We start from the raw sequence: 22,210 nt of genomic DNA on the forward strand, positions 1-22,210 counted from the left end.
AGTAGCAATTGATGATTAATGATATTCTAGCGGGACTTCCCTGGGGACTTGTTCTTAGTTTTATGGTAGGTCCTGTATTTTTTGTTTTATTAGAAACCAGTATTACAAAAGGATTTAGAGCTGCAATGGTTTTTGATCTTGGAGTAGTACTAGGTGATATTTTTTTTATTGCTATTGCTTATCTAGGAAGTTACCGTTTGATTTCGAGTTTAAAAGACGATCCAGCGCTTTTTATCTTTGGAGGAATAATTATGCTTTCCTATGGTATTATTTCGTTTGTAAAACTAAAGAAAGAGGAAAAAATAAACGATGAAGAAATTGATCGTGACATTCTGAAAAGAAACTATGGAAGTTTGTTTGCAAAAGGCTTCTTATTGAACGTTATTAACATTGGAGTTTTAGGCTTTTGGCTAGCAGTAATTATCTCTGTAGGACCAAAGTTAGATATGCAGACTCCAAGAATGATGACCTTTTTTGTTGCCGTAATTATCACTTATTTATTAATTGATTGTGCTAAAATTTTATTAGCCAAACAGTTAAAATCGAAAATGACTCCGACTAATATTCTTAAAATTAAAAAAGGAATAAGCATTGTTTTAATGGTTTTCGGATTTGCTTTAGTAATTCAAGGCTGGTTTCCAAAAGAAAAAGAAATGGTTAAAAATGCTTTCGAAAGAATAGAGAAAAAGTAGTTGTTAATAACTCAAAAATATAAAATCAAACCTCTGAATTTCAGAGGTTTTTTTTGTTTATAACGTTCATGCAGGTATAACTTTGTCAAAGTTTTAAACTTTGACAAAGTTGACTCCAGTTTGTCATTCTGAGGAACGAAGAATCACACTAGGAACTCGACAAAGATTGGCGATATTGTTTACGAAATTACTAGTGTGATTCTTCGTTCCTCAGAATGACAAGATTGTGAAAAAATTAAGCACAAAAAAAGAGACACATTTCTGTATCTCTTTTTGCATCGTCCAGATTCGAACATAAATCTTTATCTAATTTTTTCTAAAAATTAAACATAAAAAAAACCTTTAATTTGCTTTGAAGGTTTGAGGCATCGTCTGGATTCGAACATAAATCTTTATCTAATTTTTTCTAAAAATTAAACATAAAAAAACCTTCAAATTGCTTTGAAGGTTTGAGGCATCGTCCGGATTCGAACCGGAGTAGGAGCTTTTGCAGAGCCCAGCCTAGCCGCTCGGCCACGACGCCATTACTTGAACGGTTGGCAAAAGTAACTAAAATCTTTAAATTTCAAAAGTTTCGAATGAACTATTTTAAAAAAATACAGATTTAATTGCAATGATTACTTTCTAAATTCCGTCATTTTTATAGTAACTGACTCAACATCACCACCAATAGGCGGATTTATTTTAGAAACCCAAACTGTAGTTTTTTCTACCATTTCTATCTCTGCCAGCACACGAATATTGATTCTTTTGGCTACATGTTCCAATAAATGCGAACGAATTGCCATTTCTTCGGCTACAATTTTGTTCAAATGAACATAATCTACAGTGTCTAAAAGATGATCTGTTTCTGCTGATTTCTGTAAATTGGTTTTAATTTTTAGATCTACTTTGTAATCAGATCCAATTTTTCCTTCTTCAATTAAACATCCGTGGTAAGAGAAAGTGCGAATGTTTTTAAGTTTAATAACTCCCATTTTTATAATTTTATTCTTGTAATATTTGGATCTTGGTAATTGGATGTTACAGCTTGAATAGAAACAATTTTTTCTATTTCATCAACTGTAAAGTGAATGGTATAAGGAAATTTCTTTAAAGGTAATGTACGGACAATATTGTATTTTTCCTCAAAAAAAGGCATAGTTTTTAAACTCTTTGTAAAATAATTTGCCCAAGCCTTTTCTTATAGATTCATAATAAAAAGCTGTTTCATCTACTTCTAGTTTTGCTCTCTGAAGAATTATGGTTTTATAATTTTCTTCTAAAGCCATTTTTTATCTAACTCTTTTAAGGCATCTTCTATAGGAATATAATCCTCTGGTTTAGCATTCTTTATACGATCTAAGACCATTTCTTGTTGCCATAGCGGAATTTCATTCTCAATATTTTCATTTATAGAAACATCTGGAATATGTTTAAAAAAACTAATAAAAGTTTCGTAAAAATCGTCTGGAATTGTAACAGTTAATTGTCTCATAATTCTGAATATTTGTACAAAAATACTAATAAAATTAATTTCGAGTTTAGGCTTTAACGTTTCATGTTTTGTGTCACTTAAATAACTTTAAACCTGAAAGCTGGAACCTTTTTTTTATCTTTGCTAAAATTACTATAAAATAATGGCATCAGAAGAGAAATCACTCAATTTTATTGAACAAATCATAGAGGAAGACGTAAAATCAGGTCTTTCAAATACTAAACTTCGCTTTCGTTTTCCACCAGAACCTAATGGTTATTTACACATTGGGCACGCGAGTTCTATTGCGTTAAATTTTGGTTTAGGAATTGATTATCAATCTCCTGTGAATTTACGTTTTGATGATACAAACCCTGAAAAAGAAGAACAGGAATTTGTTGATGCTATTAAAAAAGATGTGGAATGGCTAGGATATACTTGGGCTGAAGAATGTTATGCATCAGATTATTTCCAACAATTATACGATTGGGCAGTTTTCTTAATTAAGAAAGATAAAGCGTATGTTGACAGCCAATCTTCTGAAGAAATGGCGATCCAGAAAGGAACTCCAACAACTCCAGGAACTGATAGTCCGTACAGAAATCGTTCTGTTGAAGAGAATTTAGATTTATTTGAAAGAATGAAAAGTGGTGAATTTGAGGCTGGTACTCATATTCTTCGTGCAAAAATTGACATGAAGTCAACAAACATGTTAATGCGTGATCCAATTATGTACAGAATTTTGCATAAAGAACATCACAGAACTGGAGATGCTTGGAAAATCTATCCAATGTATGATTGGGCACACGGACAAAGTGATTATTTAGAACAAATTTCGCACTCATTTTGTACACTTGAATTCTTGCCTCACCGTGAATTGTACGATTGGTTTTTAGATCAGATTTTTGATGAAAATAAACTGCGTCCAAAACAAAGAGAATTTGCAAGACGTAACTTATCGCATACCGTTGTTAGTAAAAGAAAATTACAGCAACTAGTTAAAGAAAAGCATGTTAACGGTTGGGATGATCCGAGAATGTCAACCATTTCTGGATTAAGAAGACGTGGTTATACAGCTGTTTCATTGCGTAATTTTGCCAATACAATTGGTATTGCAAAACGTGATAATTTGATCAATGTATCGGTTTTAGAATTCTGTATTCGTGAAGATTTGAACAAAATTGCACCTCGTGTAATGGCTGTTTTAGATCCTGTAAAACTGGTAATTACCAATTATCCAGAAGGAAAAGAAGAGTGGCTAGAAGCTGAAAACAATCAAGAAGATGAAAGTGCAGGTTTCAGAAAAGTGCCATTTTCTCGTGAGTTATACATTGAAAGAGAAGACTTTTTAGAAGAAGCTCCGGCTAAATTTTTCCGTTTGACTTTAGGAAAAGAAGTTCGTCTTAAAAATGCTTATATCATTAAAGGCGAATCAGTTGTAAAAGATGAAAACGGAAATATTACTGAAATTCATGTAACATATGATACCGATTCTTTAAGCGGAAGCGGAACAGAAGCAAGCCAAAGAAAAGTATCTGGAACATTACATTGGGTTTCTATTAAACATGCTTTAGAAGCAGAAGTTCGTTTGTACGATCGTTTGTTTACAGATGAAGCTCCGGACAGTTATAAAGAGAAAAATTTCTTAGACTTTGTGAATCCAAATTCATTAGAAATTGTAACTGGATATGTTGAACCAAGTTTATCAACAGCTCAAAATGAAGATAAATTTCAGTTTCAACGTTTAGGTTATTTTACTGTTGATAAAGACTCAACTACTTCGAAATTAGTATTTAACAAAACAGTTGGATTAAAAGATGCTTGGGAAGAAAAGGGTAAAAAAGAAGAAAACAGCATCAATAATTCTTTGAAAGATATCAACAAATATTTTAAAGTTGAGACTAAACCAGAGCGTATTGCAATTGAAAGTGCGATAGGGGAGAACATCAAAAACATCTCTACTTTTTCTCTTTTACAGAATTCTTTGAAGAAGAATATCAACAATAATAAGGCTTCGCTCTTGTTTTCTCAGTTTATTTTGAAGTATTCAAACTGGAAATCTACAGATTTTGAAGAAGAAGATATTAAGAAATTATATTCAATGTCTCTAAAAAGTGAATCGACTTATGTTAGATCAAAAGCACTTTTAAATTTAAGAGATATTGAAAGTGGAAGTTTCAAAAATCAATATGATGATGAAATTTTGAAATTATATTCAAATCCACCAAAAAATGCTTCAGAAAGAGAAATTGAAATTCTTTCTGAAATGGTAAAGAAGTAATATCAACTAAATTTATGAAAAGCGCTTTTATAAGCGCTTTTTTTTATTATATAGATTTACTATTGAAATATATAAATTTATAATTTTTATAGATTAAAAGTGACTTTCATAAATTGATTTTAATAGAAAATAAAATTATGTTGGATAAGGAATTCATTTTTTAATTTTTCGTCTATTTAGAAGCTTTATTTGAGTTTTTTCTTCTTTTAAGCCCCAATTTTGCTCGAAAAGTAGTTTTAATAAATTAAATTTATAAATATAATATTTAAAATTAATTATATTTATTATTTATAAAATCTATTATATTTTAAATTTATATTTATTTTATAGATTAAAAATAACTTTCATAAATTAATTTTAAGAGGAAATAAAAATTGGTTAAATAGAGAAGACCTTTTTTAAATTTTCAGGCAGTAAAACTCCTTATTTCATTTTTTTGCTTTTTTGAATCCAATTTTCTTCTCCAAATCTGAAAACTTCAGTTTTTTCCTAATTTTTAAAATTTTGACTTCAATTTTTAGTTTATAAGTTTTATTTATTGATATTTTTTAATTTTAGTATTTAATTATTATTTACTAAATTGATTATAAAATTAAAAATAATAGTTTTTATATATTGATTTTAACCTTCATAAATTGATTTTAAGACGTTTTTTAAACGTGTTTGATAGATAACTCGTTTTTTTAATAATCGTTTATTTAGAAGCTTTATTTTAATTTTTACTGTTATTTTAGTCAGTTTAACGGCTTGTTAACACACAATTGTTTATAAAGTTGCTATTTTTAACTCAATACCAAAAGTCAGAGATGATTTTTGTAAAAAATTAAAATTTGCCGTAAAGAATCTAAGTTGAAATTTATTGTTTTTAAAAATTTGTAATTTTTATAACAATAGATTTTCAAAACTGATTTCCTAAAAAGACAATTTTATGTTCTGATTTTTATTATGATGTAATTTTGATAATATTTCCCGTAAAAGATATTTTTTCAAATTGTATCATAATGTACAAAATTCCATAATGTTGAATTTGAGTGAAAGTTTAGTTTTTAAATTTCAGGTCTGACAATTTTTAATTTAAATCTAATTATCATGAAAATTTTATATTTCGCAGTAGCGCTATTATTTGCAAATGTTGCAATTTCGCAAACACATCAAATTACAAAACACAATGGAGAACAACTTGATGTAAATTTTATTAAAAACGAAAATGGCTTTGTTTATTATTCTTTAAACGGAAGTTCTGAAGAAATCAAAATTAGTAAACATGCTGTTTCATCAATTACAAACAAACAGAGTAAACAAACTCAGAAAGTTTCTGATAAAATAGTAGTGGATTCAAAAGATGATTACAAAATGGTAACTGTACTTCCACAAGAAAAAACAATAGGACTGAAACAAGTTGCTAGTTTTACTGGTGTCTCAACAAGGACAAAAGGGGAACCGCCAATTGCAAATCAGAACCAGACTGCTATGAGAATCAAATCTAAGTCAGCTTCAAATGGATATCCGTTTGTTAGTATTGTTGAAAAAGCAGATGGTAAGTATGAAGCTGTAGCTTATGTGTATTAATATTATTGTTAATTTTGTGTAAATTACAATTAATCAAAGTTTTATCATTTTAAAAAAGAGTATCTTTATTAATAATTTTAAATTGTAACTATCATGTCTAAGAATTTAAATACAGCAGCAGCAATTTTAGCTGCAGCAGCTGCAGGAGCGGCAATTGGAATTTTATTTGCTCCAGATAAAGGATCAAAAACTAGGGCAAAAATTAAAGAAGGTATAGATGATGCTAAACATAATCTGAAAGATTCTTTTGATGCCAGCTCTGAAGTTCTTCGTGAAAAATTTACGAGTGCTACTCATAATCTTGACGGAACTTTGAATGAGTTACTTTCTAATGTCAGCCATAAAACAGAAGAAGTAATCACTTTTTTAGAAACTAAATTGGCTGATTTAAAAGCACAAAACGCTAAATTTCAGAAATAATAATTGTATAAAGCACATTGCTTGCTTATTTTTATAAGAAAGTTTTGTGCTTTTTTTTTATCTAAAATTTTAAATATGGCTTTTGAAGAATTAAAAGAAAACACTGAAAAAATTCAAGATCAGGCTAAAGAATATATTGATAGTCATTTAGCTTATTACAAACTTTGGGGTTTTAAGGTTGCAATGAAATCGACAACTTTGATCTTTAAGTTTACCTTGATTTTATTGTGTTTCAGTATGGTAATGATTTTTGGATCTTTTGCCGCAGCCTATGCTTTTGGTTCTTTGTTTGAAAGTAATGCTCTCGGATTTTTGACAGTAGGAGGGATATATCTTTTCTTTACCATTTTACTTTTCTTTTTAAAGGATAAGTTTGTTGAGGGACCAATTTTGGAGAAGTTTTCAGAAATCTTTTTTAATGATTAATTATGGAAAGAAAAAAATACTCTTCGTATGCTGAGATTGAAAGGGATCTGGAAATTCTAAAACTAGAAAAAGAAATCAATTATCAAAAATTGGTTTTAAGTTTTCAGAGAACTAAGGAAAGCATAACACCGCAAAATATTGTAAATGGTTTTATTATCTCTTACACAGGTTATATCAAAAGATCATTTCCAGAAATTTTACAATCTATTTTACCATTTGTGATCAATTGGTTTATAAATAAAAAAAGAGGCAATTAAGCCTCTTTTTAATTTTGTAAAATTATTATTGAACATCTGGTTGAATGTCATCTTCATAACCAGATTGCGGTTGAATAGGTTTTGGTTTCTCTACTTTTTTATTGTGTTTTTTCATCATTTCGCCAACTTGGTTTGATGCTGTAAATGATGCAACCATATTATTCAACATGTCACTACCAGCTTGTGGAGAATTTGGAAGTAAAATTAAATTAGAATTAGCATCAGCTCCAATTGCTTGCAAAGTATCATAATGCTGTGTTACTACAATTAGGGCAGAAGCTTCTTGAGAATTAATTCCAACGTTGTTCAAAACTTCAACACTTTCTACAAGACCTCTTGCAATTTCGCGACGCTGATCTGCAATACCTTGACCTTGTAAACGTTTACTTTCTGCTTCGGCTTTTGCTTTTGCAACAATTCTAATTCTTGAACTTTCTGCTTCAAATTCTGCTGCAGTTTTTTCTCTATCAGCAGCGTTGATTCTATTCATTGCATTTTTTACCTGAATGTCTGGATCAATATCAGTAACCAAAGTATTGATGATATCATATCCGTAAGTAGACATTGCTTCGTTCAATTCGCGTTTTACTGCAACTGCAATATCATCCTTTCTTTCAAAAACATCATCCAATTTTAGTTTCGGAACTTCAGCACGAACTACGTCAAAAACGTAAGAAGTAATTTGATCGTGTGGATATTCAAGTTTATAAAAAGCTTCATATACTTTTTCTTGAATTACTTTGAACTGAACAGAAACTTTCATTTTAATAAAAACGTTGTCTCTAGTTTTAGTTTCGATGATAACATCCAATTGCTGAATTTTAAGATTTACTCTTCCGGCCAATCTATCAACCAACGGAATTTTAAGTTGTAATCCTGAATTTCTTACACTTTGAAATTTTCCAAATCGTTCGATAATAACAGACGATTGCTGTTTTACAGTAAAGAAAGACGACATGAAAATGAAGAATGCCAATACTAAAAAGATAATAAATGCTGTACTCATGGTTATTTAGTTTAATTTATGAATTTCGGTAAATTACGAAAATTCTTCTAAATTAAAATTTTAAAGCATTAAAAAAACGCTAAGAACATTTTTGTGATGTTGCTTAGCGTTTTTTTTTAAACCATTAAGGTATTAAGAAAATTAAGATCAAAGCTTTGTCAAGAGAATTAAACTTAGCTTTATGAACTTTTAAGTTCTGTTTTTTACCATCAAGAAATGCTTAATTAACTTAAATCTTAATGGTAAAATTTTTTACAAAGAAGAAATTGCTTTCTGAATTCTAGAAATAGTTTCTTCTTTTCCAATGATTTCAACAATGTCAAATAGGTGAGGACCTTTAAGTGCTCCAACCAAACTTAAACGGAAAGGTTGCATTACTTTACCCATTCCGATTTCGTTTTTGGTTAACCAATCTTTTACAATTGCTTCAATATTTGCTGAAGTAAAATCTTCGATATTTTCTAAAACAGAAATTAGTTCTTGCATTAAAGTAGGAGTTTCTTCTTTCCAATTTTTACTTGCTTTTTCATCGTATGATGTTGGAGCCTGGAAAAAGAAATCGGTCAGATCCCAAAATTCAGAAACGAAATTTGCTCTTTCTTTGATAAGTGATACTATGCGAGTTGTCACTTCGAGCGAAGTCGAGAAGCCTTTTTCTTCTAAAATAGGAGAGAAGGTTTTTGCTAAATCGGCATCATTTTGTTTTACTAAATATTGGTGATTGAACCATTTGTTTTTCTCTGGATCAAATTTTGCTCCAGCTTTATGAACTCTGTTCAAGTCAAAAGATTGAGCTAATTCTTCTAAAGAAAATAATTCTTTATCTGTTCCGTCATTCCATCCAAGCAAAGCAAGGAAGTTTACAACTGCTTCCGGGAAAAATCCTTTTTCTCTATAACCAGATGAAACGCCTTCTTCAGTTTTCCATTCTAATGGAAATACTGGGAATCCCATTTTGTCTCCATCTCTTTTTGATAATTTACCATTTCCAATTGGTTTCAAAATCAAAGGTAAATGAGCAAATTCTGGAGCTTCCCAACCAAAAGCTTTGTATAATAAAACGTGAAGTGGCATAGACGGCAACCATTCTTCTCCACGAATTACATGTGAAGTTTCCATCAAATGATCATCAACAATATTGGCTAAATGGTACGTTGGCATTCCGTCACTTTTGAACAAAACTTTATCGTCCAAAAGATTTGTTTCAAACTTCACATCTCCACGAATGATATCTTTCAAATGCAAAGTTTCATCAACCGGAGTTTTAAAACGGATTACATAATGTTCTCCATTTGCAATTCTCTTAGCAGTTTCTTCTGCAGAAATAACTAGAGAAGTATCTAATTTTTCACGATTGTGATGATTGTAAATAAATGTTTTTCCTTCAGCTTCGTGTTGTTTTCTATGTGCATCCAAAGCTTCAGGAGTATCAAATGCATAATAAGCCCAACCAGAATTTATCAATTGATCAGCATATTGTTGGTATAAATCTTTACGTTCGCTTTGTCTGTATGGACCAAACTTTTCATTTTTTCCAACCGTTTCTTCAGGAGCAATTCCTAACCATTCTAAAGCTTCCATAATGTAAGCCTCTGCACCAGGAACAAAACGAGTTTGATCTGTATCTTCAATTCTCAGATAAAAAACACCGTTATGTTTCTTTGCAAATAAATAATTAAATAGGGCAGTACGAACTCCGCCAATATGTAACGGTCCAGTCGGACTTGGTGCAAAACGCACACGAACTTGCTTTGACATTTGTTTAAATTTTGTTGCAAAGATACGTTTTATGATTTTAGATTTCAGAATGTTGATTTTAGATTTTGAAATCTTAGAACCTTAGCGTCTTAGTAACTTAGAATCTTAAAAAGGTATTATTATAATTACTACTTTTATAGGTTATAATTAAAACAGATTTATTTTGAAAACATCATCTGCGATATATCAAAAGCTAGAGGCTTTCATTAAGAAATATTATACCAACGAATTGATAAAAGGGATATTACTTTTTACTGGTTTTGGTTTATTATATTTTCTATTTACGCTTTTTGTAGAGTACTTTCTTTGGTTAAAACCTCTGGGAAGAACTTTTCTATTTTGGTTATTTGTCGGAGTTGAAATTTTCCTTTTGGTCCGTTTAATTATTTTCCCTTTGTTTAAATTATTCAAACTTCAAAAGGGAATTGATTATACTCAAGCTTCAAAAATTATTGGAAATCATTTTACCGAAGTGAGCGATAAGCTGACAAACTTTTTACAATTGTCTTCTGAAAATAATGCTGAAAGTTCAGAATTAGTTTTGGCTTCAATCGAGCAAAAAGCAAATTCACTGCAGCCAATTCCTTTTGGAAATGCAATCAATTTTAAAGCTAACAAAAAATATTTGCCATTGGCTTTAGTTCCAATTTTACTTTTTGCTGTGTTTTATATTTCAGGAAATAGCAGTATTATTTCTCAAAGTTTGAATAGAGTAGTGCATTTCAATTCTGCTTTTTTACCACCAGCTCCTTTCAAGTTTGTGGTTTTGAATTCGAATTTGCAAGCAGAACAAAATAAAGATTTCGTTATCAAAATGGAATCTGTTGGAAATATAGTTCCAGAAAATGTGATGATTCATATTGGTGATGAAAGTTACTTTATGGAATCTTCTCAACCTGGAAAGTTTGAATTTAAAATTGAAAAACCTTCTGAAAATGTTCAGTTTTCTTTTGAAGGAAATTCAGTTGTTTCAGAAGAATATGAATTGAAAGTTATTACAGTTCCATCTATTGCCAACTTCGAAATGGTTCTAAATTTCCCTTCTTATTTGAAGAAAAAATCAGAAACAATTCAAGGAACAGGAAACGCAATTGTACCAGAAGGAACGACCGTAACTTGGAAAATGAATACTAAATCTACACAAGAAATTGAATGGAAAAGAGAGAACGAAGTATTTAAGTTCAATAAGGTTGATAATGACTTTAAATTGAGTAAAAATATTAGTCAAAATACAGAATATCAAATTCTTACGTCTAACGATAAGGTTAAAAACTACGAGAAATTGGACTATCAGCTGTCTGTGATAAAAGATCAGTTTCCAACCATCAATGTGGGGCCAGCGCCAGATAGTTTGAAGTTAGATAAGAACTATATTCTAGGTAGATTGGGTGATGATTACGGACTTTCGAAACTTCAAATTGTTTACTACGAACGTAATAAGCCTCAGTCTGCTAAGCGTGGAAACATTCCTGTAAAGGCTGGAGTATTCGATCAGTTTGTTTTTAATTTTCCAAGTAATCTTCCTGTAGAAGAAGGTGTTTCATACGAGTACTATTTTGAAGTTTTTGATAACGATGCACCACACGGATTTAAGTCTACGAAGTCTTCTACGTTTTCAGATCGTGTAGCTACAACAGATGAAATTCAAGATCAGGAATTACAGCAACAAAATCAAAATATTAATAGTTTATCTAAATCTTTGAAGAACCAAACGAAGCAGATTTCAGAAATGGATAAGCTTCAGAATACCGGAAAAGAAAAAGATAATTTAGAGTTTAAAGATCAGCAGAAGATCAATGATTTTATCAAACGTCAGAAACAACAAGACGAAATGATGAAACAATTCTCTGAGAAAATGAATCAGAATCTAGATAAATTCAAAGATGATAAGAAAGATAAAACTGCTGAAGATCTACAAAAGCGTTTAGATAATGCACAGAAAGATTTAGAAAAGAATCAGAAATTATTAGATGAGTTGAAGAACTTGAATGATAAATTAAACAGTGAAGATCTGTTTGATAAGATGGAAAAGTTCAAACAAATCAGTAAAAACCAATCTCGTAATTTAGAACAATTGGTGGAGTTGACCAAGCGTTTTTATGTTTCTAAGAAAGCAGAACAAGTTGCTGAGAAACTAAATAAATTGTCGGAACAACAGGAACAGTTATCTAATAAAGAGAAAGAAAATACGAAAGAGAAGCAAGATGAAATCAATAAATCTTTTGATAAGATTCAGGAGGATTTAAAAGACTTGAAAGAGGAGAACAAGACTTTGAAGAAACCTTTGGATATTCCATCAGACGCTTCTAAAGAAAAAGATGTAGACAATGATTTGAATAAAGCTTCTGAAGAATTGAGTAAAAAGAATACTTCTGGAGCAAAGCCAAAACAAAAAAGTGCTGCGAAGAAAATGAAGTCTATGGCTCAAGAAATGCAGAGCGAAATGGAAGGTGGAGAACAAGAACAAATGGAAGAAGATGTAGCAATGCTTCGTCAGATTCTGGATAACCTTTTAGCTTATTCTTTATCGCAAGAAGATGTAATGAAACAGTTCAAAGCAATGAAATTGGGTTCTTCTACGTTTACAAAAAACATTAAGATTCAGCAGAATTTAAAACAGCAGTTTAGACATGTTGATGATAGTTTGTTTGCACTTTCATTACGTAACCCAAAGGTAGCAGAAGACGTAACTAAAGAAATTGGAAATGTACAATACAACATGGATAAGGCGATTGAAACTTTAACTGATGTTCAAATTCCTCGTGGAGTTTCACACCAACAATATGCAGTTTCATCTGCTAATAAGTTAGCCGATTTCTTGAGTGATTTATTGAATAATATGCAGATGTCTATGTCTAAACCGGGAACGGGAAAACCTAAACCAGGAGACGGACAAGGAATGCAATTGCCAGATATTATTCAAAAACAAAAAGGACTTGCTGATAAGATGAAAGAAGGTATGAAACCTGGACAGCAATCTGGAGATAAACCTGGAGAAGGTAAAGATGGAAAGTCTGGGCAAGGGCAAAGTGGACAAGGAAAAGAAGGTCAGGGTAAAGAAGGACAAGGTAACAAAAGTGGAGATAAAGGTTCTTCTGGTAAAGATGGTAAGAGCGGAAAAGGAGAGAAGAACGGTAATGAGGGAGAAGATGGCGAAGGAGATGCAGAAGCTATTATGGAGATATACAAAGAGCAAGTTAAACTTAGAGAAGCATTGCAAAAGGAGTTAGCAAAGAAAGGTTTGGATGCTCAAGGAAAATCTATAATAGATCAAATGAAACAATCTGAAAAGCAGATTTTAAACAAAGGGTTTAAGAATGAGAACCTGCAACGTATACTAAATATCCAACAAGAATTATGGAAATTGAACAACGCAGTTCAGGAACAAGGCCAAGATACACAAAGACAATCTGAAACTAATAAGGCTGAATTTAGTAATCGTTCAAATGCTTTGCCAAGTTCGTTATTGGAATATTTAAACAGCGTTGAGATATTAAACAGACAATCACTACCTTTGCGCTCGAATTTTAATCAAAAAGTTCAAGAATATTTTAATACAAAATGATAAATTTTAATTACGAAACAGATTTTACTTTAGGAGACGAGCAGGCTTTTAGTGACTGGCTAAGCGCTGTAATTGTTTCTGAAAACAAGAACGAAGGAGAGATCAACTATATATTTTGTGATGATGAATATCTACATAAGATCAATGTTGAATATCTAGATCACGATACACTTACAGATATTATTAGTTTTGATTATACTGTTGGTAACGAGTTAAATGGAGATATTTTTGTTTCTGTAGAACGTGTTGCAGATAATGCAAAAGACTTCAATGTTTCATTTGCTGAAGAACTTAAAAGAGTGCTGTCTCATGGTATACTACATTACTGTGGATATAAAGATAAGTCTGAGGAAGAAGCTCAATTAATGAGACAAAAGGAAGAAGAGAAAATGAAGATGTTTCACGTGGAACAGTAATTAAATCTCTTTTGATATATATATGTTCCACGTGAAACGTTTTGGTTTCTGATTTTTTAAACGTTCCACGTGAAACATATTTAAGAAGAATAAAAGAATTTTATAACGTTCCACGTGGAACGTTATAGAAAGAGTTCGAATAAAAAATTAAATCGTTCCACGTGGAACGATTTTTAAGTTTGAATTTTAAAGAGAATGAAGAAGATGTTTTGCGTGGAACATGGTTAAAAATGTTCTTTGGAAGTTTAAAATGGAAGTTTAAAAATGTTTCACGTGAAACATTTCTTTCAGAAGTTCTGTTTGGAAGTTCTGTTTGGAAGTTCTGTTTGGAAGTTCTGTTTGGAAGTTCTGCTTTGAGAGTTCTGCTTTGAGAGTTCTGCTTTGAGAGTTCTGCTTTGAGAGTTCTGCTTTGAGAGTTCTGATTTGAAAGTTCTGCTTTGAGAGTTCTGTTTGAAAGTTCCGATTTGAAAGTTCCGATTTGAAAGTTCCGATTTGAAAGTTCTGCTTTGAGAGTTCTGCTTTGAGAGTTCTGATTTGGAAGTTCTGCTTTGAGAGTTCTGATTTGGAAGTTCCGATTTGAATGAAGTAAAATGTTTCACGTGAAACATTTTTATTGATTCCAGAATTCGAAGTTTTTAGTTAACACGTTTCAGTTTGAACTTGAAACTTCAAACTTGAAACTTCAAACTTGAAACAAAATAAAAAGTTCCACGTGGAACAAGAAAGAAATAAATTTAATTCTAAAAACCGCGTTAGAGGTTTTTGGAGAATAATAAAACAAAATGTTTTTAGAAGAATACGATGTTATTGTGGTTGGTGCAGGCCATGCTGGTTCTGAAGCTGCGGCTGCGGCTGCAAATTTGGGATCGAAAACTTTATTGGTTACAATGAGTTTGCAAAACATAGCACAGATGTCTTGTAATCCTGCGATGGGTGGAATTGCAAAAGGACAGATCGTTCGAGAAATTGATGCACTTGGAGGATATTCAGGAATTGTTTCTGATAAGACTGCAATTCAGTTCAAGATGCTGAACAAATCAAAAGGACCTGCAATGTGGTCGCCGAGAGTTCAAAGTGATAGAATGCGTTTCGCAGAAGAATGGAGAATGATGTTGGAGGCGACTCCAAATCTTGATTTTTATCAAGAGATGGTAAAAGGGTTAATTATTGAAGATGGAAAGATAAAAGGAATTAGAACTTCACTTGGTGTGGAGATTCGTTCTAAATCTGTTGTTTTGACAAACGGTACTTTTTTGAACGGTTTAATTCATATTGGAGAAAAACAATTCGGAGGAGGAAGAGCAGGAGAAAGTGCTGCAACCGGAATTACCGAAGATTTGATCAAAGTAGGTTTTGAAGCTGGAAGAATGAAAACTGGAACGCCACCTCGAGTAGATGGGCGTTCTTTAGATTATTCTAAAATGAATGAAGAAAAAGGAGATGCAAAGCCAGCTAAGTTTTCTTATTCAGATGTAACTTCTCCGTTAACGCATCAGCGTTCTTGTTACATGACTTATACGTCTTTGAATGTACATGATATTTTGAGAGAAGGTTTTGATCGTTCTCCAATGTTTAATGGAAGAATCAAAAGTTTAGGACCAAGATACTGTCCGTCGATTGAAGATAAAATAAATCGTTTTGCAGATAAAGAGCGTCACCAATTATTTGTTGAGCCAGAAGGATGGAATACTTGCGAAGTTTATGTAAACGGATTTTCGACTTCGCTTCCAGAGGATATTCAATTTAAAGCGCTTCGTTCTGTTGCAGGTTTCGAAAATGTAAAATTCTTTAGACCTGGTTATGCAATCGAATATGATTTCTTTCCGCCAACGCAATTGAAACATACTTTAGAAACAAAGTTGGTTGAAGGTTTATATTTCGCAGGACAGATTAACGGAACAACAGGTTATGAAGAAGCAGCTTCTCAAGGTTTGATGGCGGGAATCAATGCGCATTTAAAAGTGCACGAAAAAGATCCATTAATTTTAAAACGTGATGAAGCATACATCGGAGTTCTAATTGACGACTTAATTACAAAAGGAACAGAAGAACCATATCGTATGTTTACATCGAGAGCAGAATATAGAACATTGTTGCGTCAAGATAATGCCGATTTCAGATTGACTCCAATGTCATACGAAATTGGTTTAGCTTCTGAAGATCGTTTACGAAGAATGGAAAAGAAATTAAACGAATCTGAAAAGATGGTTCAATTCTTTAAAGAAACAAGTGTTACGATTGCCGAAACAAATCCGATTTTAGAAGCGAAAGAATCGGCTCCAATTTCTCAAGGAGATAAAATGTTCAAGATTTTCTCTCGCCCACAAATTGAATTGGAGGATATGTTAAAATTTGAAAAAGTTTCAGCTTATATTGAAGAGAATAATCTGGATGAAGAAATTGTAGAGCAGGCAGTAATTCAAGTTAAATATTCTGGTTATATCGAAAAAGAAAGAAATAATGCAGATAAGTTGAATCGTTTGGAAGAAGTAAAAATTCCAGACAATTTCGATTATAATAAAATTAAATCCATGTCGATTGAAGCAAAACAGAAATTAAGCAAGATTCGTCCTGTAACCATTTCGCAAGCTTCAAGAATCAGCGGAGTATCACCAAGTGATATTTCCGTGCTTTTGATTTATATGGGAAGATAGATTTTTTAGTGTTGAGTGTTCAGTTTTTAGTGTTCAGTAATACTGCAAACTAAAACTAAAACTGAACACTAAATGCTGAGTACTGAATACTGAATACTGAATACTGAATACTGAAAAAATGTTCCACGTGAAACCTTTTGAAGATTTTAGTGAAAGAGTATTTGATAAAAGCAACTTTACAGGTGTGCTGAATTATAAAAGTGAAAAGAGATCTAAGAAGAATAAAAAAAATAAAAAGACAAAATAATCCTAAAAACGATATAATTTCGTTTTTAGGATTTCCTATAAATTAAACCCAAATATCTATAAATTTAAAAAATGAACGTTTTAAACAAAAAACATTTTCTTACGGTAAAAGACCACTCTGTTTCAAAAGAAATTTTTGATTTGTATTATGATGAAGAATTAGATATGCTAATTACTTCTCCCCAACCTGAACTTCAAAATTTAGGTAAATATTACGAAAGCGAAGATTATATTTCGCATACCGACAACAAACGTTCATTATTTGAAAAAGCATATCACTTTGTAAAAAATATTGCGCTTAAGAATAAATTGAATTTAATTAATAGCCAACAACCACAAAAAGGAAAACTTTTAGATATTGGAGCTGGAACTGGAGATTTCCTCTTGACAGCAAAAAATGACGGTTGGGAAACAATTGGAGTAGAGCCGAGCGATCGTGCTAAAAACATTGCCAAAGAAAAAGGAATTTCTTTTGTAGAAGAATTAAGCACTTTAGAAAATCATTCTCTGGATGTAATTACTATGTGGCACGTTTTAGAACACGTTCCAGATTTAGAACTTCAGATCCAAGAATTAAAGCGTTTATTAAAACCAACTGGAACATTAATTATTGCGGTTCCGAACTACAAATCGTTTGATGCAAACCATTATCAAACTTTTTGGGCTGCTTATGATGTGCCAATTCATTTTTGGCATTTTTCAAAAAAATCAATTCAATTGCTTTTTGAAAGAGTAAATATGAAATTGGAAAAAGTTCTTCCAATGAAGTTCGATTCGTTTTACGTAAGCCTTTTGTCTGAAAAATACAAAACGGGAAAGATGAATTATATTAAAGCTTTTTTGATTGGTTTGAAATCAAATTGGAAAGCGAAAAACTCAAAAGAATATTCATCGCATATTTATATTTTAAAAAATAAATAACACAAAAAATACAGAAAGCCATTTTGCCACAAAAGAGCAGACTGGCTTTTTCTGGTTGATATAAAAAAAGCAAAAAAGCATCTAAAATACTGCGATAGCGTTGGTTTATGGTGATATTTTTTTCGATAAATAAAAACAATATCATAAATTTTACGCATTTTTTAAACTTTATGTTGATGCTATTGATTTTTTTATATTTTTGTCTTCAATACTTAAAAAAATAGAATTAAAAAAAATGAAAAAAGCATTAGTTATTATCGCACTTTCAGTTTTCGCAGTTTCTTGTAACAAAACAGCAGAGGTAAAGGAAGTAAAAACAGCTTACGTGGATACTTCGGTTTTGATGAAAGAATACACTGAGGCAAAAGATTTAGAGGCAAAGTACAAAGCTCAAGCGGAAGAAAAAGGTAGACAATTACAAGCTGAGATTTCACGTTTTAAACAAGACGCTGCTAATTTTCAAAGCCAGGCACAAGCAAACGGTCAAGCTTGGGCACAGCAAAGAGGAGCTGAATTGCAAAAGAGAGAGCAGCAATTAGGTTATGCACAACAAGCATTAGCACAACAATTACAACAAGAAAGTGGTGTTGAAATGGATTCTCTTGTTAGTGGAGTTAAAAAATTCATTAAAGACTACGGAAAGAAAAACGGTTACTCTTACATCTACGGAACAGGAGATGCTGCTACAATTTTGTATGCTGAAGAGAAATACGATATTACAAAAGAAATTATCAAAGCTTTAAATGATAAATACAAAGCAGAGCCAAAAACAGATGCAAAACCAGCAGCTGAAACAAAAGAAGGCGAAGCTAAAAAATAAAACTACCAAACTAACTAAATTACTGAAAACCTAAATCCACTGCGATTTAGGTTTTTTCTTTTTATAAAAATGCGGTAATTTTATTTCTTTAATACAAGCCCAATGCAGAACGTTTCAGAAGCGGCAGCTTATACTTTGCAATTCATCAATCAGACTCAAAAATCTATTTTCCTTACAGGAAAAGCAGGTACTGGAAAAACTACGCTTTTGCGTGAAATCATCGCAACAACGCATAAAAATACTGTGGTCGTTGCACCAACAGGAATCGCTGCTTTGAATGCTGGAGGTGTAACAATCCATTCCATGTTTCAGCTTCCGTTTTCTGCTTTTATTCCGTCGTACGAAGCGAGCGCGCAATTTACAGAAACAGTAAAATTTGAAAACAAAGAATCGCTTCGCCGCCATTTCAAAATGAATAACGTTAAGCGAAATGTAATCAAAAACATGGAGCTTCTTGTGATTGATGAAGTGAGTATGATGCGTGCCGATTTGTTGGACGCGGTCGATTTTATGATGCAGACCGTTCGAAGAAACACTCATCCGTTTGGCGGAGTCCAAGTCTTGTTTATTGGAGACTTACTGCAATTGCCGCCAGTGATTCGCGATGAAGAATGGCGAACACTAAAAAACTACTACCGTGGGAAATTCTTTTTCCATTCTCATGTTCTCCAGACGTATCCGCCAATTTATATCGAATTGTCAAAAATTTACCGCCAGACCGATGATGCTTTTATCTCGGTTTTGAACAATTTGAGAAATAACCAGATCACTCCTGAAGACATAACTATTCTAAATCAGTATGTTAAGCCAGATTTTGACTTCAAAGAGAACAAAGGCTATATCACGCTGACAACGCATAATGCTAAGGCTGATTCTATCAACTCACAGTCAATCAATGATTTAGATGGTAAAGAATACGTATATACGCCATTTGTGGTGGGAGATTTTCCAGAAAAGATATTTCCTGTCGAAGAAGAATTGAAATTGAAAGTGGGCGCGCAAATCATGTTCGTCAAAAATGACTTGTCTTTTGAAAAGAGATATTTCAACGGAAAAATGGGTGTAATCAAATCGCTTTCAGACGAAGAAATCTTTGTTCACTTTCCAGAAGAGAACATGACACTCGAAGTGGAGAAATACGAATGGAAAAATATCCGCTACAAAGTCAACGAACAAACCAAAGATATCGAAGAAGAGGTTTTAGGAACTTTTGCCCATTATCCAATCAAGCTAGCATGGGCAATTACGGTGCATAAAAGCCAAGGTTTAACTTTTGACAAAGCAGCGCTCGATGTATCGCAAGTTTTTCTTCCTGGGCAGGCCTATGTAGCACTTTCGCGTTTGCGTTCATTAGAAGGGCTTATTTTGCTTTCTCCGATGCAGATGAATGGTATTTCGAACGACCAAGATGTGATGGATTACGCTTTGAACCGAGCAACAGAAGAAACTTTAGCGAAAGCGCTTCAGTTCGAAACCAAAAATTTTATTCACAACTATTTGATAAACAGTTTTAATTGGGGAGAATTGGCGCAAGAATGGCGAAATCATCGTTTCAGTTATAACGAAAATGCGGCCGGTTCCGAAAAATCGAAACATGCGGTTTGGGCCCATAAACGCATGGAAATTATAGAACAGCTTTTAGATCCTTCGCAGAAATTCATTTCGCAACTCAATAAAATTTTCATCAAAGAAACGGTCGATTTGTTTTTTGTGAAAGAAAGGGTAGATGCGGCGTACGATTATTTTTTCAAGCCAATGGACAAATTAGTCGATGATTTGATTTACAAAATGGCTGAAATTCAAAAATTTAAAAAAGTAAAAGAGTTCTACGAAGAGCTTAACTTTTTGGAAGATCTTCAGACCAAAGCGGTTTTGAGATTGATGAAAGCCAAGTTATTGATCGAAGTGGTTGTGGCCGGCGAAGAAATCAGTAAAGAAAAGTTAACATCGCCAAATATTAAAAATTACAAAACGAACAAAGCAGAAAGGATTCGAGAAGAGCTGAAAACGACAAATACGGACATTTTTAGAACAGAAGAACCCGTTGTTCGATACAAATCACCTAAGACAGAGAAAAACGAGCTTAAAACGGCTAAAAAAACGACAGTCGAAGAAACATACGATTTGTGGATGGATAAAAATTCGGTTGAAGATATTGCGAGAATGCGTAAATTAAATGTTCAAACGATCGAAGGCCATTTGATAAGACTTATTCAGTCGAAGAAAATCGAAATTACCGATGTTCTTCCGTATGATAAAATTTTAGCTTTAAGAGAAGCTTTTCAGTTTTATCAAGAAGAATCTTTGAGTCCTTTGAAAGAAAAATATGGAGATGAATTTACTTGGGACGAGCTAAAAATGTTCAAAGCGAGCATCAATTAGTTTTTTGAACGTCCCACGTGAAACACGGTTTTCTGTTTTTCAAAAATTTAATTTCTAACGCATTAAATTATTTTGGATATGAAAATATTTAAAATATTACTAACAATTCTGGTGTTTAATTCTTCGTTTTTGATTGCCCAAGATTTGAAGCCAGAATATCAAAAGTTCATTTCGAAATTTATTCTAGAAGTAAAAAATGGCGATAAAGAATCAATTGCAAAACGTATAAAGTTTCCTTTTAAACGAGATTATCCAATTCCTTCGGTGAAGGACAAAGCAGATTTTGTGAAAAAATATAACCAAATTTTTGATAAGGTTTTGATTGAGAAAATAACAAAATCGGATCCAGCAAAAGATTGGTCAGAAGTGGGATGGCGAGGAATTATGCTAAATCGTGGAGATTTATGGATCGATACAGACGGAAGAATCATCAGCATCAATCATCAATCTGAGGAAGAATTGAAATTGAAAAATTCCTTAATCGCGAAGCAGAAAAAAAGCGTAAATTCTTTACTTTCAAATTTTAAAGAACCTGTTGCAATTCTTGAAACTTCAAAGTTCAGAATTAGAATTGATGATTTAGGAAATGAAAATTATCGCTATGCTTCTTGGTCGATCAAACAGGAAATGACTGAAACTCCAGATCTTGTAATCGAAAAAGGAGTTTTTGTTCCAGACGGAACGGGAGGAAACCATTACTTTGATTTTAAAAAAGGCAATTTCAAATACCGATGCTATTTTATTGTTTTGGGACAAAAAGATTCGCCGCCAGCGATATTGACGGTTTATCAATCTGGAAAAGAAATTCTATCTCAAGACGCCAATATTGTTTCACGATAAACATTAAAAAAGCCTGATTCAGAACGAATCAGGCTTTTTTGTTTAGATATTTGATAGTACTTTTTCCAATTCTTTTTCTTGAGAAATTTGCGTAAGCTTCAATTTCTGAATTGTAACTTCATTCTCTTTGGTTTTAATTCTTTGCTTTTGAATTTCTTCATCGGAAACTGGTGAAGTTGCAATTTTGTTTTCAATTTTCTGATTAGCAAGTTCAAGTTTACTGATTTTTTCTTTTGTCGATTTCAAATTGCTTTCAGATTTAGAAAGCGTTTTCTTTTTACTTTCCAATTCTTTCTGTTCTTTCTTCAACTGACCAATTTTATCATCAAGTTTTTTTTGATTTTCCTGCAGGCTTTTTTGCATTTGAGCTTCAGCTTTTTGTTTTTCTAATTGTTGAGCAGTGTTTGAAGATTGTTGAGCAAAGAAAGATTGCGAGCTTAGTAATAATAAGAATACTAATGTTTTGAAGATTCTGTTCATCATTGTTTGTTTAAATTTTAC

The 22,210-nt window shown here is 32.1% G+C and carries 21 protein-coding genes and 1 tRNA gene; 14 read left to right on the forward strand and 8 right to left on the reverse strand.

Annotated features, from left to right (window positions below; all coding sequences use genetic code 11):
* Nucleotides 1-11 precede the first annotated feature (11 nt).
* Nucleotides 12-692, forward strand: a complete 681-nt coding sequence (locus tag ACFO3N_RS02480; protein WP_379795087.1) for a LysE family translocator — start codon at nt 12-14, stop codon at nt 690-692.
* Nucleotides 693-1,144: 452 nt separating this feature from the next.
* Here ACFO3N_RS02480 and ACFO3N_RS02485 read toward each other — a convergent pair.
* The 5 genes from ACFO3N_RS02485 to ACFO3N_RS02505 form a co-directional block, all read right to left on the reverse strand.
* A tRNA-Cys gene (locus ACFO3N_RS02485) sits at nt 1,145-1,215 on the reverse strand.
* A 94-nt stretch (nt 1,216-1,309) separates the two neighbouring features.
* Complete coding sequence (gene folB / locus ACFO3N_RS02490; protein ID WP_379795088.1) at nt 1,310-1,669, reverse strand: dihydroneopterin aldolase; 360 nt, start codon at nt 1,667-1,669, stop codon at nt 1,310-1,312.
* A 2-nt stretch (nt 1,670-1,671) separates the two neighbouring features.
* Nucleotides 1,672-1,833: a hypothetical protein gene (locus ACFO3N_RS02495; RefSeq protein ID WP_379795089.1), complete on the reverse strand. Its 162-nt coding sequence runs from the start codon at nt 1,831-1,833 to the stop codon at nt 1,672-1,674.
* Complete coding sequence (locus tag ACFO3N_RS02500; RefSeq protein ID WP_379795090.1) at nt 1,820-1,963, reverse strand: hypothetical protein; 144 nt, start codon at nt 1,961-1,963, stop codon at nt 1,820-1,822. The genes ACFO3N_RS02495 and ACFO3N_RS02500 overlap by 14 nt, the downstream gene beginning before the upstream one ends.
* The gene (locus ACFO3N_RS02505) at nt 1,954-2,169 is read right to left on the reverse strand and encodes a hypothetical protein (protein ID WP_379795091.1); all 216 of its coding nucleotides are present in this window, start codon (nt 2,167-2,169) and stop codon (nt 1,954-1,956) included. Before ACFO3N_RS02505 ends, ACFO3N_RS02500 begins: the two co-directional genes overlap by 10 nt.
* Before the next feature lie 142 nt (nt 2,170-2,311).
* Between ACFO3N_RS02505 and ACFO3N_RS02510 the strand changes: the two genes are divergently transcribed.
* From ACFO3N_RS02510 to ACFO3N_RS02530, 5 genes are all read left to right on the forward strand, one after another.
* Nucleotides 2,312-4,429 (forward strand): glutamine--tRNA ligase/YqeY domain fusion protein, encoded by a 2,118-nt coding sequence (locus tag ACFO3N_RS02510; RefSeq protein WP_379795092.1) that lies wholly within the window; start codon nt 2,312-2,314, stop codon nt 4,427-4,429.
* Nucleotides 4,430-5,518: 1,089 nt separating this feature from the next.
* Entirely contained in the window at nt 5,519-5,998 is a 480-nt protein-coding gene (locus tag ACFO3N_RS02515; RefSeq protein WP_095930163.1) for a hypothetical protein, read from the forward strand.
* Nucleotides 5,999-6,091: 93 nt separating this feature from the next.
* On the forward strand, nt 6,092-6,418 hold the full coding sequence (locus ACFO3N_RS02520; RefSeq protein ID WP_095930164.1) for a YtxH domain-containing protein: 327 nt from the start codon (nt 6,092-6,094) through the stop codon (nt 6,416-6,418).
* Nucleotides 6,419-6,493: 75 nt separating this feature from the next.
* Entirely contained in the window at nt 6,494-6,844 is a 351-nt protein-coding gene (locus ACFO3N_RS02525) for a competence protein (RefSeq protein WP_379795093.1), read from the forward strand.
* A gap of 2 nt (nt 6,845-6,846) precedes the next feature.
* Nucleotides 6,847-7,101, forward strand: coding sequence for a DUF6327 family protein (locus ACFO3N_RS02530; RefSeq protein ID WP_379795094.1), 255 nt, complete (start codon nt 6,847-6,849; stop codon nt 7,099-7,101).
* Nucleotides 7,102-7,126: 25 nt separating this feature from the next.
* On the opposite strand, the gene ACFO3N_RS02535 is transcribed toward ACFO3N_RS02530, so the two are convergent.
* Both ACFO3N_RS02535 and gltX read right to left on the reverse strand, forming a co-directional pair.
* Nucleotides 7,127-8,107, reverse strand: coding sequence for an SPFH domain-containing protein (locus ACFO3N_RS02535; RefSeq protein ID WP_095930167.1), 981 nt, complete (start codon nt 8,105-8,107; stop codon nt 7,127-7,129).
* 252 nt (nt 8,108-8,359) lie between these two features.
* On the reverse strand, nt 8,360-9,865 hold the full coding sequence (gltX, locus tag ACFO3N_RS02540; RefSeq protein ID WP_379795095.1) for a glutamate--tRNA ligase: 1,506 nt from the start codon (nt 9,863-9,865) through the stop codon (nt 8,360-8,362).
* A gap of 163 nt (nt 9,866-10,028) precedes the next feature.
* Here gltX and ACFO3N_RS02545 point away from each other — a divergent pair, with 163 nt between their 5' ends.
* From ACFO3N_RS02545 to ACFO3N_RS02580, 8 genes are all read left to right on the forward strand, one after another.
* Nucleotides 10,029-13,430: a hypothetical protein gene (locus tag ACFO3N_RS02545; protein WP_379795096.1), complete on the forward strand. Its 3,402-nt coding sequence runs from the start codon at nt 10,029-10,031 to the stop codon at nt 13,428-13,430.
* Nucleotides 13,427-13,846, forward strand: a complete 420-nt coding sequence (gene ybeY / locus ACFO3N_RS02550; RefSeq protein WP_379795097.1) for an rRNA maturation RNase YbeY — start codon at nt 13,427-13,429, stop codon at nt 13,844-13,846. The genes ACFO3N_RS02545 and ybeY overlap by 4 nt, the downstream gene beginning before the upstream one ends.
* A gap of 161 nt (nt 13,847-14,007) precedes the next feature.
* Nucleotides 14,008-14,217 carry a hypothetical protein gene (locus ACFO3N_RS02555; RefSeq protein WP_379795098.1) on the forward strand — a complete coding sequence of 70 codons (210 nt, stop codon included), beginning with the start codon at nt 14,008-14,010 and terminating at the stop codon, nt 14,215-14,217.
* Between the two features lie 411 nt (nt 14,218-14,628).
* Nucleotides 14,629-16,500 carry a tRNA uridine-5-carboxymethylaminomethyl(34) synthesis enzyme MnmG gene (gene mnmG, locus ACFO3N_RS02560; RefSeq protein WP_379795099.1) on the forward strand — a complete coding sequence of 624 codons (1,872 nt, stop codon included), beginning with the start codon at nt 14,629-14,631 and terminating at the stop codon, nt 16,498-16,500.
* A 318-nt stretch (nt 16,501-16,818) separates the two neighbouring features.
* A complete protein-coding gene (locus ACFO3N_RS02565) occupies nt 16,819-17,667 on the forward strand; it encodes a class I SAM-dependent methyltransferase (RefSeq protein ID WP_379795100.1) in 849 nt (282 codons plus the stop codon).
* Nucleotides 17,668-17,902: 235 nt separating this feature from the next.
* Nucleotides 17,903-18,487 (forward strand): OmpH/Skp family outer membrane protein, encoded by a 585-nt coding sequence (locus ACFO3N_RS02570; RefSeq protein ID WP_095930173.1) that lies wholly within the window; start codon nt 17,903-17,905, stop codon nt 18,485-18,487.
* 102 nt (nt 18,488-18,589) lie between these two features.
* On the forward strand, nt 18,590-20,869 hold the full coding sequence (locus ACFO3N_RS02575; RefSeq protein ID WP_379795101.1) for a helix-turn-helix domain-containing protein: 2,280 nt from the start codon (nt 18,590-18,592) through the stop codon (nt 20,867-20,869).
* Between the two features lie 78 nt (nt 20,870-20,947).
* On the forward strand, nt 20,948-21,709 hold the full coding sequence (locus ACFO3N_RS02580) for a hypothetical protein (protein ID WP_379795102.1): 762 nt from the start codon (nt 20,948-20,950) through the stop codon (nt 21,707-21,709).
* Between the two features lie 42 nt (nt 21,710-21,751).
* On the opposite strand, the gene ACFO3N_RS02585 is transcribed toward ACFO3N_RS02580, so the two are convergent.
* The gene (locus ACFO3N_RS02585) at nt 21,752-22,192 is read right to left on the reverse strand and encodes a hypothetical protein (RefSeq protein ID WP_379795103.1); all 441 of its coding nucleotides are present in this window, start codon (nt 22,190-22,192) and stop codon (nt 21,752-21,754) included.
* Between the last annotated feature and the right edge of the window lie 18 nt (nt 22,193-22,210).

This window comes from Flavobacterium chungangensis, from assembly GCF_042654045.1.
GTDB lineage: Bacteria > Bacteroidota > Bacteroidia > Flavobacteriales > Flavobacteriaceae > Flavobacterium > Flavobacterium chungangensis.